At 56.2% G+C, this 12,909-nt stretch carries 12 protein-coding genes; 6 read left to right on the plus strand and 6 right to left on the minus strand.

Annotated elements, in window-relative coordinates; translation table 11 throughout:
• The first annotated feature begins 193 nt into the window (after positions 1–193).
• The gene (locus Q0778_RS15595) at positions 194–916 is read left to right on the plus strand and encodes a hypothetical protein (protein ID WP_298302343.1); all 723 of its coding nucleotides are present in this window, start codon (positions 194–196) and stop codon (positions 914–916) included.
• A gap of 34 nt (positions 917–950) precedes the next feature.
• On the opposite strand, the gene astD is transcribed toward Q0778_RS15595, so the two are convergent.
• Together astD and Q0778_RS15605 are read right to left on the minus strand one after the other, a co-directional pair.
• Positions 951–2,369, minus strand: a complete 1,419-nt coding sequence (gene astD / locus Q0778_RS15600; protein WP_298302348.1) for a succinylglutamate-semialdehyde dehydrogenase — start codon at positions 2,367–2,369, stop codon at positions 951–953.
• A 119-nt stretch (positions 2,370–2,488) separates the two neighbouring features.
• Positions 2,489–3,916: a protein adenylyltransferase SelO family protein gene (locus tag Q0778_RS15605; RefSeq protein WP_298337402.1), complete on the minus strand. Its 1,428-nt coding sequence runs from the start codon at positions 3,914–3,916 to the stop codon at positions 2,489–2,491.
• A gap of 69 nt (positions 3,917–3,985) precedes the next feature.
• On the opposite strand from Q0778_RS15605, the gene Q0778_RS15610 reads away from it, so the two are divergent.
• The 5 genes from Q0778_RS15610 (at position 3,986) to Q0778_RS15630 (ending at position 9,936) form a co-directional block, all read left to right on the plus strand.
• Positions 3,986–4,849: an alpha/beta hydrolase gene (locus tag Q0778_RS15610; protein ID WP_298337405.1), complete on the plus strand. Its 864-nt coding sequence runs from the start codon at positions 3,986–3,988 to the stop codon at positions 4,847–4,849.
• 12 nt (positions 4,850–4,861) lie between these two features.
• Entirely contained in the window at positions 4,862–5,998 is a 1,137-nt protein-coding gene (locus tag Q0778_RS15615; protein ID WP_298337408.1) for a glycosyltransferase, read from the plus strand.
• Positions 5,999–6,162: 164 nt separating this feature from the next.
• Positions 6,163–6,936 carry a tetratricopeptide repeat protein gene (locus tag Q0778_RS15620; RefSeq protein WP_298337411.1) on the plus strand — a complete coding sequence of 258 codons (774 nt, stop codon included), beginning with the start codon at positions 6,163–6,165 and terminating at the stop codon, positions 6,934–6,936.
• Positions 6,937–7,034: 98 nt separating this feature from the next.
• Positions 7,035–8,369, plus strand: a complete 1,335-nt coding sequence (locus Q0778_RS15625; protein WP_298337414.1) for a PQQ-binding-like beta-propeller repeat protein — start codon at positions 7,035–7,037, stop codon at positions 8,367–8,369.
• A gap of 160 nt (positions 8,370–8,529) precedes the next feature.
• Positions 8,530–9,936 carry a DUF1295 domain-containing protein gene (locus tag Q0778_RS15630; protein WP_298303371.1) on the plus strand — a complete coding sequence of 469 codons (1,407 nt, stop codon included), beginning with the start codon at positions 8,530–8,532 and terminating at the stop codon, positions 9,934–9,936.
• A 34-nt stretch (positions 9,937–9,970) separates the two neighbouring features.
• On the opposite strand, the gene Q0778_RS15635 is transcribed toward Q0778_RS15630, so the two are convergent.
• The 4 genes from Q0778_RS15635 to Q0778_RS15650 form a co-directional block, all read right to left on the minus strand.
• On the minus strand, positions 9,971–10,273 hold the full coding sequence (locus Q0778_RS15635) for a putative quinol monooxygenase (protein WP_298337418.1): 303 nt from the start codon (positions 10,271–10,273) through the stop codon (positions 9,971–9,973).
• A gap of 18 nt (positions 10,274–10,291) precedes the next feature.
• Entirely contained in the window at positions 10,292–10,594 is a 303-nt protein-coding gene (locus tag Q0778_RS15640; RefSeq protein WP_298337420.1) for a putative quinol monooxygenase, read from the minus strand.
• 86 nt (positions 10,595–10,680) lie between these two features.
• A complete protein-coding gene (locus Q0778_RS15645; RefSeq protein ID WP_298302374.1) occupies positions 10,681–12,063 on the minus strand; it encodes a glutamate--cysteine ligase in 1,383 nt (460 codons plus the stop codon).
• 83 nt (positions 12,064–12,146) lie between these two features.
• The gene (locus tag Q0778_RS15650; protein WP_298302376.1) at positions 12,147–12,902 is read right to left on the minus strand and encodes a 16S rRNA (uracil(1498)-N(3))-methyltransferase; all 756 of its coding nucleotides are present in this window, start codon (positions 12,900–12,902) and stop codon (positions 12,147–12,149) included.
• Positions 12,903–12,909 lie beyond the last annotated feature (7 nt).

The following is a 12,909-nucleotide window of genomic DNA, read 5'->3' on the forward strand; positions in this document are numbered from 1 at the left end:
CCGGCCCGGGCACGGCACCACCAGCCGTGGAAGGCGCCTTCATCTCCCTTGCGGGGTATGGAGGCGTTTTCACTTCTTCCGATGGCTGACAAGTTTCCATTGTTGCAAGGGTAAACTGGTTATCAGGGGGTCATCATGAGGATTTTCCTTAGTCAAAATTAACCATTGAGCGGGCAATATGAGGGTTATGATATTGCGTGCTTATCTTTGTTCGGCGACCTTGCTCGGCCTTACTGCGCTTGCCGCATGCAGCGATGAGCAAGCTGATCAGCCATATTCGAGCGCGGCTTTGGCAAAGGATCCTGTGCTGGCGAGGGCGCTTAATGACCCACTTATGACCGATCCGGATCTTGCATCGCGCAATCAATCGAATGCGGTGATCGCTTTTCATGACAGCCATCCGCTGCCCCCGATTGGTGCTGACGAAATTGCTGCGTCACGAGCGCGAGAAGCTGCAAGGTTGGAATTGCTGAGCGGTGGACAAGTTGCGAGCTTGCCTCTTCCGCAAGATAATGGCGATTCGGTTTCACTTGCCGGACTCAATAACGCTGGCGATATGGTCACGGCGGTGGGCGGTCGCGCGGACTGTGTCGAAAGCATGGATGCCGGCCTTTTGTGGTCGACACAGATGCCAGCAACCTCCGCAATCATGCCGCACGGCATGGTGCAACAGGCCGCCGGCGTCGATACCGGCCAATGCGTGATTAGAGCGGTGCGCTATCATACTCAGGTGAGTGTTGAGGATGCGCTGGAGTACCACTTTACCAAGGCTTCGCGCGAAGGCTTTTCATTTGAACATTTTCAGGGACCTGAGGCCCAGCTGCGCGGTGAGTGGCGCAATGAGAAGATGGTCGTTCACGGACGGGCCGGTCCGCGTGGGCTTACGGAAATTGATGTGATCCACTGGATCAGGTGAAGGTACGGTGCGATCCGTGTGCTCGGCTAAACCTCTAGTCTTTCAAACCAATCGCAATGCTGGCTCGTGGTTGATCTATTTCGTTGCTCGCCACTGGATAGGCGCAATAGTCCGCCGCATAATAGGCCGCTGGGCGATGGTTGCCCGAAAGCCCAATCCCGCCAAAGGGAGCCGATGATGAGGCCCCATTGGTCGGCTTGTTCCAGTTAATGATCCCCGCACGCGTATTCGCCCAGAAGCGTCCATAATCGTCTGGCGATCCGCCGATAAGCGAGGCTGACAATCCAAAGCGTGTGTTGTTTGCCTCTGCAATGCCTGCGTCCAGATCGGGCACCTTAATCACCTGGAGGATCGGGCCAAAAAGCTCCATATCGGGTCGATCCGGGAGCTCGGTTGTGTCAATTATGCCAGGCGTTACAAAGGGCTTGTCCGGGAAGAGACGCCGCATCGGCAGAAGCGGCTTTCCACCGCCGGTCATCAAGGCGACGAAGCTTTCGGTTATGCCTTCGGCCGCCTGGTTGTCGATCAACGGCCCCATAAAGGGCTGGGGATCGGCAAAGGGTTCATCGACCACAATCTTGCGAGCAAGTGGTATGAGCTCTGCCATGAGTGGTTCGTACATGCTTTCGATCACGATCAATCGACGTGCAGCGGTGCAGCGTTGGCCCGTGGTTGTGAAGGCACTCTGGATAATCAATGCGCAGGCATCGGAGATAAGCGGTGTGTTGGTCACCACTATTGGATTGTTTCCACCCATTTCGAGGGCGACAATCTTGCCCGGATTGGTCGCGAGTTTGCGATTAATTGCAATGCCAGCTTGTGCAGAGCCTGTAAAAAGCACGCCGTCCACACCTTGATGCGCGACAAGTTCTTTGCCCTCGTTTGGTCCGCCAATGACGACTTGAACAACGTCTTCGGGTATACCGCAGCGCTTCCAGCATTCCATGAGTGCAGCAGCAACACCTGGAGTTTTCTCGGACGGCTTCAAGAGCACGGTATTGCCGGCAATGATCGCTGGAACCATGTGCCCGTTAGGGAGGTGGGCAGGAAAGTTGTACGGGCCAAGGACTGCCATCACGCCATGGGGCTTGTGCCGTAGTGCAGATGTACCTTGGAGCGCGCTATCATGCTTTTTCCGGCCGGTGCGCTCAGCATAGGCTTGGACCGAGATGTCCACTTTGGCGATTACCGCGTCGACTTCAGTGCGAGCCTCCCAGAGGGGTTTGCCGGTTTCTTTCGCAATCTGAGTGGCGATGTCTTCGGCATCGGTTCGAACTTCATTCGCAAAGCGGCGAGCGATTTCGATCCGTTGCCCTTGCCCAGTCGCTGCCCATGCGGGCCACGCGCGCCGGGAGCGACTGACAGCTTCATCCACATCAACGATTTCACCACGCCACACCTCTTCACCCGTAGCGGGAGCGTAGGAAACCAGCTCTGTGCCTCTATCTGCCATCGCTCTTCTTTGTTTTTTGCTCTTATGCGTGGGATTTGTGAGTTCGCCGCTTCATGTCATGTCGCTAACAGTGCAACAGTGCAACCTAAATGAAAAAGACATTTACCTTCATTTTCAAGCTATCCACCGTGCCCTTGCGCTGTGGGAGGGCACCCATAGGCCTCTCCGGTCCGCCGAAGCGCTGAAACTTTGTTTTGCAGCGGCGCCCAATCATCACGTTCATCAATCGCCGACCAAATCGACTCAACTTCCTCAATCACCATCGATTGAGGGGTGTCATCTTGCCAATATTCATGAGAGCTATTCAACAGCGTGTAGGCTTTGAGCATTTCACCAATTTCGCCATCGAGATAGTTGCTTACACCTTCGCCAATGCCATTCAGAGCCTTGCGGACACCGAAGAAAAATGCATCAGGTTGTGCCTTTGTTTCGCGCATGGCTTTCTCGCAAAGCCCCACAAGTTGGCTGTCTTGCTCAACACCGCGTTCAGCAATACCCAAGCGCCAACACCAGCGGCGCGCGACCGCTTCCATGTAGAGTGGACCAAATCGCTGTAGCGCTGCAATCAGTGGCTCACTCTCCGCGATCATGCGAAGAGCGACCGCTAACTGCCCACAGTTCCAATGCAGCGCCTCTGGTTGACGGCCAAAGGCGTACAAGCCGCCATGGTCGAAATAGGCAGCGGTGAAACCAGGTTCCCATTCAGGAAGCCAGCGCCAGGGACCGTAGTCGAAACTCTCGCCCGTGATATTCATGTTGTCGGTGTTGAGAACGCCATGGACGAAGCCAGCGACCATATAGCTTGCAGCAAGATCAGCGAGGCGCTCAACCACATTATTCATCAGGATGACGGCCGGGTTGTCGCGATCAGGGGCGTCCTGAGGCAGAGCAGGTCCGGGAAAATGCTCCAAGCAATATTGGACAAGGGCTTCCATCTCATCCGCGTGTTCTAGAGCATACAGTCGCTGAAACGTGCCAATCCTGATATGCGAATGCGACAACCGCACCATCACGGCTGAGCGTGTGGGCGATGGCTCATCATCGCGCCAGAGCTTTTCGCCCGTCTCGATGATCGAAAAGGTCTTCGAAGTGTTCACGCCGAGGGCTTCGAGCATTTCGGTCGCCAGAATCTCACGCACGCCGCCTTTGAGGGTCAGTCGTCCATCACCGCTTCGCGAGAATGGTGTCGTCCCGGATCCCTTTGTCCCCAGGTCCATAAGGCGGCCATCGGCCCCTCGCATTTGAGCGAAAAGAAAACCACGACCATCACCGATCTCCGGATTGTAAACGCGGAATTGGTGGCCATGGTACTTCAAGGCCAGCGGGCTGGGTAGATTGCCTTCAAGCGGCTCGAACCTCCCAAAATGCCTCGCCCAATCTTCGTTGCTGAGCGCATCCAACCCAACTCTTGCGGCTGCCCTATCATTGCGAAACCGCACTGTTGTTTCCGGAAAGTCGCCGGCTTGCACTTTGGCACCAAGCCATTCAGCTAGCGCATCAATTGCAGTATCGGGCGTGTAGATGGCAGCTTGCGGTTCGTCGCTCATGGCGCGATAGTGGGGACGAATACAGCGCGGCGCAAGCGCTGCTTAGTAAACGGAGAAAACACGCCTCCCATGGGCAAATTGTATCAAGACAGGCACTGGTCGAGCGAGGACGGCCTGACCCTCTATTTCCGCGATTATTCCGGACCAGAGGGGTATGCCGGGCCGCCTGTGATGTGCATGCATGGCCTTACGCGAAACTCACGCGATTTTGCCGAATTGGCCGAGCACATTGCCAAGTCCCGACGGGTGATTGTGCCTGAAGTTCGTGGGCGCGGCCAGAGCGATTATGCGACTGACGCCACTACTTACAGTCCGGCGCAGTATGTGGCTGACATGGAGAAGTTGCTCGACCAAGAGGGCATTGGAAGCTTCATCGCTGTGGGAACCTCGATGGGCGGGCTCATGACGATGATGTTAGCCGCTGCCAAGCCTGGCCGGATCAAAGCAGTGGTGATGAACGATATCGGCCCGAAGATTGAGACCGCAGGGCTTAGTCGCATTGGTGGTTATGTCGGGCAAGGTCGCAGTTACCCCACTTGGATGCACGCGGCGCGCTCTCTGGCCTCAGTGCATGGCGAAGCTTTCCCTGATTACGATCTGGAAGCCTGGCTTGAAATGGCTAAGCGGACGCTGGCTGTGAGCCAGAACGGCCGGGTAAGTTATGACTATGACATGGCAATCGCCGAACCATTTAGGCAGCCGGGCAACGCGGACCCCGCCGATCTTTGGCCTTCTTTTGACGCGCTCAAAGATGTGCCGATGGTTTTGGTGCGCGGCGAGTTATCCGATCTCTTGTCGCAAGAAACCGTCGCTGAGATGGGTAAGCGCAATCCTGCTATGACCAGCGTTATGGTACCGCGAGTGGGTCATGCGCCAACGCTGAACGAACCTGAGGCGCGCGAAGCTATTGACGCGTTGTTCGCAAAAGTGTGACGCGATCACTCCATGACAAAATCCAACACTGTCCCCAAAGTGCTTCATGCGCACTCAACCTTTGCAGCAGGTGGAAAAGAGTTGCGTGCCGTAGGGTTAATGAACGCCTTTGGTGACAGCATTGAGCACACGGTGGTCTCGGCCGAGCCCGATCAACTGGCAGCGCGAGAGCTAATCGACCAGGGCGTTAAGGCAAATTTTCCGGAGGAATTCCCATCGCTAACAGGTTGGCCAACGCCTGGTCGCCTCGTCGCAATCGCACAGGCAATGAAGCCATTTGACCTCGTGCTTACCTACAACTGGGGAGCGATGGATGCGGTATTGGCGCACACTGTTTTTGCGCAAGCATTGGGACTGCCGCCGCTGGTCCATCATGAGGATGGCTTTAACGAAGATGAGGCGAACGGACTCAAAAAGCGCCGCAACTGGACACGCCGGGTCGCGCTTGGACGCACGCACAAGCTGGTTGTACCGAGCCGCGTACTGGAGCAAATCGCGCACACTGTCTGGATGCGTCCCATGGGACAGATTGAAAGAATTCCCAATGGCATCGATACCAAGGCTTTTGGTCGCAAACCTGATCCCAATTCCTTGCGATTGATTAAACGCGAGGGCGAACGCTGGGTCGGTACGCTTGCTGGACTTAGGCCGGTGAAACGGCTTCCGATGTTAGTTGAGGCCTGTGCTGAGCTGCCAGAAAACTGGCACTTGGTTATTCTTGGTGATGGACCCGAACGAGACGCAATTCAGATCGCTGCAGACGAACTAGAGGTTAGCCACCGCGTTCATCTTCTCGGAGCACACTCAGACCCTGCCAGCTTGATTGGCCTGTTCGATATCTTCGCGCTGTCTTCGAAAAGCGAGCAATTCCCGCTTAGTGTTGTGGAAGCCATGGCAGCCGGCCTCCCGATCGCAGCGCCTGAGGTGGGGGACGTGCGTGAGATCGTCAGCGAAGCGAACCGGCCTTTCGTATGTTCAGCTCACGATACAGCTGATCTGGCCAGAGTGATCGGTGAGCTTGTTGCTAATGAAGCGTTGCGGCATGATCTGGGGGAGGAAAACCGCCGAAAGGCTTGCGCCCAATTCGATGCCAAAGCCATGATTGAGGCATACCGCTCACTTTATTGGGGTGCGATGGGGAAAGCCTGATCGGCCTCAAGCTGCTTCACCTCGTGTTAAACTTACAAAGCTCATTTGCGCATCTAAGGTGTATTCCAGCTGGGATTGGCGCTCTCCTACCATTGCGCGAAGGGCTGACGGTCCTTAAAGAGCCGCGCTAGACCATAACAATTGTAACGAGGAACATTCGCCCCGTGGCGCGTACTCCGACAAATTCTAGCAAAGATGAACAGCCAGACGGCCCTCAAAACGCGCCTTCGCGCGAGGATGAAATCCTCATGCGCGAAATCGACGAAGCAGTGAGGCAAGACGACACCGTCCAGTTTTTTCAGAAGTATGGCGTTGCGTTAGGTTCAGGGGTCGCGCTCATTCTCGCGGGAATGTTCGGCTATTGGTGGTGGGACAGAACTAGCGAAGCTGCGCTTGAGGCTGAATCCGAAGTCGTCGTGAGTGCACTGGATTCGGTTGAGGCCACCGATTTCGCCGGTGCCGAAGAGAAAGTTGCAGAGCTTGTTGACGAAGGATCAATCGGTGCGCGCACCGTTTCACGTTTCCTTCAGGCCGGTGCTGCACTCGAACAGGGTGAGAGTGATCGCGCGGTTGAGCTGTATGCCGCCGTTGCCGCTGACACCGATGCGCCGCAAGCGTTGCGTGACCTTGCCCTTATCCGCGAAGTTTCGACCAACTTTGATGATCGCGAGCCGCAAGATGTGATCTCGAAGCTTGAAGGGCTTGCAGTCCCAGGCAATGCCTATTTCGGCAGCGCAGGTGAACTGGTTGCGATAGCGCACCTTGAAGCTGGCAATCGCGAAGAGGCCGGCGCGCTTTTCTCTGCGATTTCGCAGGATGAGTCGATGCCCGATACACTCCGCAACCGGACCCGCCAGATGGCTGGCCTGTTGGGCGTTGATGCGATTGAAGATGTTGAGGAGTTGCTCGAGCAGCAAGGCACAAGAGTTCGGAATTAAGCGGGGCTTAAGCCTTGAGAGGAAACTCTTGCAGTTACGGTCCACGCAAGATGGGTTTGCTGTGAGAGAGTTAAAAAACGGGATCAAAGACGAGAACAATGATGCAGAACGGTAAGCTTGGATTGAAGGGCGTAATTATCGCCGGGGCTTTGGCCATGGTTCTGACGGGGTGTGGCGGCAAAGATCGTACGACGCCGACTTTCGGCGACCGGACACCAATTCTCTCTCGGATTGAGAGTGGCGCGGCGGTCGACCCCTCGCTTGCAGGCGTTTCTGTTGTACTTCCACCAGCTCAAGTGAACACTGAGTGGGCTCAGGTTGGAGGTTCTGCCAGCAAGTCTTACGGCCACCTTGCATTGGCTGAAAACCCGTCCAAGGTCTGGACGCGATCAGTCGCTGGCTCAACCAACGCAGTCCGTCTAGCGGCGTCACCTGTAACAGGTGCGGACAAGCTCTTTGTGGTTGACACCGAGGGGGCAATCTTTGCTTTCGACAAATCGACAGGCTCAGAAATCTGGCGTTTCGAAGACAATGATATGAGCTCTGACATGCGCCCGTCAGCTTTTGGCGGCGGAGTGAGCTTTGACAATGGCATCCTCTACGCCACCAATGGGGCGGGCGATGTGAAGGCGCTAAATGCCCAGACAGGCGAGCGGATTTGGCAAGTGCATCCCGCGGGCCCGCTGCGCGGATCGCCGACCATTGGCTTTGGTCAGGTCTATGTGATGACACAGGATAACCAGATCATCGCTCTCAATGCAGCTGATGGAGAGCTTCTTTGGAAGGAGTCAGGCTCGACGACGCAATCTGGTGTGTTCGGCGTGGCGGCCCCCGCTCTTGGACAGGGCACGGTGATCGCTGGATATTCGTCTGGCGAGCTTTCGGCCTATCGTTATGAGAACGGTCGCACCTTGTGGGCAGACGCGCTGGCGCGGACCAATATCTCTACCAAGGTTAGCTCGGTGACTGACATTGATGCTGATCCGATTATCGACTCTGGCCGCGTCTATGCGCTTGGGCAGGGCGGTCGAATGGCAGCCTATGAGCTGGTGACAGGTCAGCGTATCTGGGAGCTTAACCTGGCTGGGATCTCTACACCGGCGATTGCAGGCGAGTGGATATTTACGCTGACTGATGATGCGCGCCTTCTGGCAATCGCGCGCTCGACGGGCCGCGTTCGCTGGATCACCCAGCTGCAAACCCACCGTAATGTTGAGAAGAAGAAGGACCCAATATTCTGGACAGGTCCAGTGCTTGCCGGCGGCCATTTGTGGGTTGCAAGCTCGCGCGGGGAAGTTTGGAAAGTTAGCGCTGGTGAAGGTTCATCTCAGCTGTTCGCCGATGTCGGAGAACCTGTCAGCCTCGCACCTGTCGTCTCTGACAACATGCTCTATATCCTCGACGATTCGGGAACGGTCCACGCCTGGCAGTAAGCCTGAAGCGCTTAGCTAAAGCGCGCCCGCCAGGTTAAGGTAAATGTGCGCAGCAAATTAACCCTTTTGCCTTAAGGGCAAGAGGGTCATGACGAAGACCACCACCACCGACGCTTTATCGGGCGGCGCGGCTACATCAGAGGATGTGGGCCGGGACGGCATGCCCAAGAGCGATGTGTCCTCAGGAGTAGGCTTTGCTGGCCTGCTTGGCCTTATGGTGTGGATCTTGTTCTGCCGCAGTTTTCCGCTGATTGCTGAGTTTGCTGGCTTTGAAGGTGAATATGGCGTCCTTTCAGGGCCTTATGCTTCAGTCACGGCGATGCTTTTTACCGCAGGGCCGATGGCTTTGTGGTCGCTGCTGGTGGACCGCGTGCATCTTCGACCGTCCACCGGGCTTGATTGGAGTCTGAAGCGACCGATTGAAAAGACCATTGGGGTCTCTGCGATCAAGATCATCGGCCTTTGGGCGACTTGGGCGGTTCTTGGCGGACTTTATTGCTTGTGTCGCTGGTATTGGGATGGATCTTACCTCTTCGCGATGGAAGTCTTAGGCATCACCATCTTGCCGCTAATCGTGCTGAGCGTGCCCTATGTCATCTGGCTTGATCGCTTTATGGTCGATCCCAAGGATTCTACTTGGCATTTCGGCGCATTGATTGCGACCAGCTCGTCCAGCGACGAACGCCGCGAGATCGATATGGAAGGGGTCAAAAAACACTGGCGCGCTTGGATTATCAAAGGCTTCTTTGGCGCCTTTATGATCTCCATCCTGCCCAGCGGCTTCGCCACCATTGTCGAAGCGAATGCTCAGACAGTGCTGAGCAATCCCTTTGAGATCGGCATGTTCTTGATCGCGTTCCTCTTCGTGGTTGATGTGCAGATCGGGACGGTCGGGTATCTTTTTACCTTACGTCCGCTCGACGCGCATATCCGCTCTGGCAATCCGTTCGTCAGTGGTTGGCTCGCAGCGCTCCTGTGTTACCCGCCGTTCGTGTGGGGGATCATCGGATCCAACAACCAGATCCTGAGTTATGAGGGCGCGACCGCTGGCTGGGGGCATTGGTTTGCGGACCAGCCGGGCTTGATGTGGATATGGGCTGTGTGGCTCGTATTCCTGACTGCTATTTACGCCTGGGCAACGGTTGTGTTCGGCATTCGGTTTTCCAACCTCACCTATCGCGGCGTGCTCACCAATGGGCCGTATCGCTATACAAGGCACCCGGCGTATCTTTCGAAAAACCTGTTCTGGTGGTGTTCGGTTATGCCGTTTCTCGTTACCAATGGCTCCGTCACGGATATGACCCGCAACTGCTTCTTCCTCCTGGTAGTCAACGCCATCTATTATTGGCGTGCGCGCACCGAAGAGGCGCATTTACTGGCCGAAGACCCCAAATACCGCGTGTATTACGATTGGATGGAAGAGAACGGCATGGTCACATCGCGGCTCGCCAGAATTCAGCGAGCGCTGTGGGGAAAGTTTACCGGACAAACCTATGGGGCAAGGTCGGATGCAGAGCCGCAGGTTGATCAAGGGTCCAGCTATCCGGGGCGGGAACCCGCTGAATAGGTTGGTCTATCAACGACTGAACCAGGCTACAGCGTCAAAAGTGAAACCCATCATCCTTGGTTTCGTAGCCTGTTAGCTCCCGCTCACTGATCGCCAGAGCTGAGCATTGCGCTCGCCATTCTGCGATATGGACGGTGCGCAAATGCGCCTCCAGCGCGGCGCGATCGCGCCATCTTTCCAGCACGCGCACAAGACCCGGATCGAACACGTCGAGCGCATAGGAGTATTCGATACAGCCCTCTTCGGCGAGGCTGCCGCTGACCATTGCTTCCATCGCGGGGCGGATGACATCGGTCATGCTGGGTGGGATACGAAAGCTTCCAAGAACAACGATCATGACCGCGTCTCCCTTTGCTTAAGACAGTGGAGATCCGTCATCGGCCTGATACTTCTTGAGTTCAGTAATGGTAACGTCGAGCCCGGCGAGTGCGCCCTGGAACGTGGCCATATGTGGTGTTGCAAAATGAAAGGCGAGGGCAGCATCGTCGTCCCATTTCTCAACGATGATGAGTTTGGTCGGATCAAGCAGGTCTTGGGCGTAAGTATAGGAAACACATCCTTCTTCTTTGCGCGATTCGTAGACCATTGTAGAGAGCACTTCACGGCCCGCCTCAAGCGTTCCAGCACCCAGTTTCGCTTCTGCTAAGACAATAAGCATGCAATTCTCCCCCGCATTGCTGTTCGAAGCAATATAGCTGAGAGGCTGGTTTTTGCACTCACCATTTTCGGCGCAGCGCCAAAGGGTTAGAATGAGTGCCTATAGACTTGGCTTACGTCCTCATCCCACTCACCATAATAAGCGTCGAGCAGGCGCTCCGCTGGGACTTTCCCGGTGGAAACGATCTCGTCGAGTGTCTCAAGATATCCGGTTTCATTGTCGCCGCTGACGTTGAGGCGTGCGCGGGCAGCGAGGCCCCTGTGCGCGATATCAAGCACCTCGCGGCCCAGATCCTGCATAGTGCCGCCGCCGGGAATCGCCGCCTGAAGACCCAACTTCGGCGCACCGTTGCGAAGTGCTTCGCGCTCTTCCATCGACCAGTCCTTTACCAAATCCCATGCGGCATCAAGCGCATCTTGATCATAGAGCAGGCCAACCCAAAGCGCTGGGAGCGCACAGATCCGACTCCACGGGCCGCCATCCGCGCCGCGCATCTCAAGGAAACTCTTCAGACGCACTTCGGGGAAGGCCGTGGAAAGATGATCCCACCAATCGCTTGCAGTCGGACGCTCACCCGGAAGCACTGAAAGCTTGCCGTCAATAAAGTCACGGAAGGAAAGGCCCGCCGCATCAATGTACTTCCCATCGCGGAAGACGAAATACATCGGCACATCGAGCATATATTCTGCCCAGCGCTCATACCCAAAGCCGTCTTCGAAGACGAAGGGTAGCATGCCGGTGCGATGTGGGTCGGTGTCTGACCATATGTGGCTACGGTAAGAGAGGTAGCCGTTGGGCTTGCTCTCGGTGAATGGCGAATTGGCGAAAAGCGCAGTCGCAAGCGGTTGCAGCGCCAGTCCCACGCGAAATTTCTTCACCATGTCGGTTTCGCTGGAGTAATCCAAATTGACCTGGATCGTGCAAGTCCGCAGCATCATATCGAGACCCAAATTGCCCACCTTGGGCATATGGTTCATCATAATCTTGTAACGGCCCTTGGGCATTACGGGCAGCTCTTCACGAGTTTTGTCTGGCCACATACCAAGGCCAAGGTAGCCCACACCGCATTTCTCACCGATTTCCTTGACCTGCGCGAGGTGACGGCCCGTTTCATTGCAGGTTTCGTGGAGCGTTTCGAGCGGTGCACCGGAAAGCTCCAATTGCCCCGCAGGCTCCAAGCTCACCGTTCCATCGCCGCCCTTCATCGCTATCACATGGCCGTTCTCTTCGATGGGCTCCCAACCGAATTCACGCAGATTCAAAAGCAGGTCGCGAATGCCACAAGGCTCATCATAGGAGGGTGCGTGGCGGTCGCCCCCGTTTACGATGCGTTTGTAGACCAGCTTTTCGTGCTCAGTGCCTATGCGCCACTCAGCTTTAGGCTTTTCACCTGCGCGCATAGGGGCAATGAGATCATTCAGCCCTTCGATGACGGGCTCATCAGCGCCAGAGGCTTCGCGTGTGCTCATAGGTTAGGGGTCCTCTCCTCGCAGCCCGCTTTAGGAAACCGGCTCAAGATGGGGAAGTGCAAACTGGCTTTTATCGCCCGAAGTCATTCTTTTGCCGACCAATCACCAGCCGCCGCCATCCAGACAGAAAGCGCCGTAATTGCAGCGGTTTCGCCGCGAAGTATGCGTGGGCCAAGCGTGATCGCGCGGGCTTGGGGGTGATCGCGAATGGCGGTGCGTTCGGCATCATCGAAGCCGCCCTCGGGGCCGACTACGATCGCCGCTGGACCGGAGTTCGCCATAAAAGTTTTGGCGGCAGGCTCTCCGCCTTCTTCATCGGCGAAATAGAGGGCACGCTCTTTGGGCCATTGTTTGAGCAACGCCTCTAACTTCATCGGCTCTGCTATCTCCGGGAGGGCAGTGCGTGCGCACTGTTCAGCGGCTTCGGTGGTGATGGTGCGAGCGCGCTCGGCATTCAGCTTGTCAGCGACACAGCGCCGCGTGATGATCGGTTGAATCCGGGCGACGCCAAGTTCTGTTGCTTTTTCAAGCACCAGATCGAAGCGATCCTTTTTAAGCAGCGCTGGGCAAAGCCAGATATCAGGTACGGCTTCGCGTGGCCTCAGGTGTTCGACAAGCTCAATGGTGACGGACCGCTTTCCCGTGTCGGTTACGCTCGCCGCCCATTCACCCGTTCGATTATCGCAGAGGATTATCGTGTCACCAGGCTTCACTCGCATTACCTTGCCCAAATAGTGCGCGTTATTGCCATCCAGCACCACAGCGTCACCCTTCGCGAGTTCATGCTCGATAAAGAGGCGTGGTGCGCTTTTGGGCGGCCAGGCGGGAGTGGTAGGCATGGCTTTC

Origin of the sequence: uncultured Erythrobacter sp. (assembly GCF_947502395.1) — a bacterium.
GTDB lineage: Bacteria > Pseudomonadota > Alphaproteobacteria > Sphingomonadales > Sphingomonadaceae > Erythrobacter.

Coding starts and splice junctions, on each gene's coding strand:
- astD (WP_298302348.1), bottom strand. CDS start 2,369: ATGGCAGATAGAGGCACAGAGCTGGTTTCCTACGCTCCCGCTACGGGT.
- Q0778_RS15605 (WP_298337402.1), bottom strand. CDS start 3,916: ATGAGCGACGAACCGCAAGCTGCCATCTACACGCCCGATACTGCAATT.
- Q0778_RS15610 (WP_298337405.1), top strand. CDS start 3,986: ATGGGCAAATTGTATCAAGACAGGCACTGGTCGAGCGAGGACGGCCTG.
- Q0778_RS15615 (WP_298337408.1), top strand. CDS start 4,862: ATGACAAAATCCAACACTGTCCCCAAAGTGCTTCATGCGCACTCAACC.
- Q0778_RS15625 (WP_298337414.1), top strand. CDS start 7,035: ATGATGCAGAACGGTAAGCTTGGATTGAAGGGCGTAATTATCGCCGGG.
- Q0778_RS15630 (WP_298303371.1), top strand. CDS start 8,530: ATGCCCAAGAGCGATGTGTCCTCAGGAGTAGGCTTTGCTGGCCTGCTT.
- Q0778_RS15635 (WP_298337418.1), bottom strand. CDS start 10,273: ATGATCGTTGTTCTTGGAAGCTTTCGTATCCCACCCAGCATGACCGAT.
- Q0778_RS15640 (WP_298337420.1), bottom strand. CDS start 10,594: ATGCTTATTGTCTTAGCAGAAGCGAAACTGGGTGCTGGAACGCTTGAG.
- Q0778_RS15645 (WP_298302374.1), bottom strand. CDS start 12,063: ATGAGCACACGCGAAGCCTCTGGCGCTGATGAGCCCGTCATCGAAGGG.
- Q0778_RS15650 (WP_298302376.1), bottom strand. CDS start 12,902: ATGCCTACCACTCCCGCCTGGCCGCCCAAAAGCGCACCACGCCTCTTT.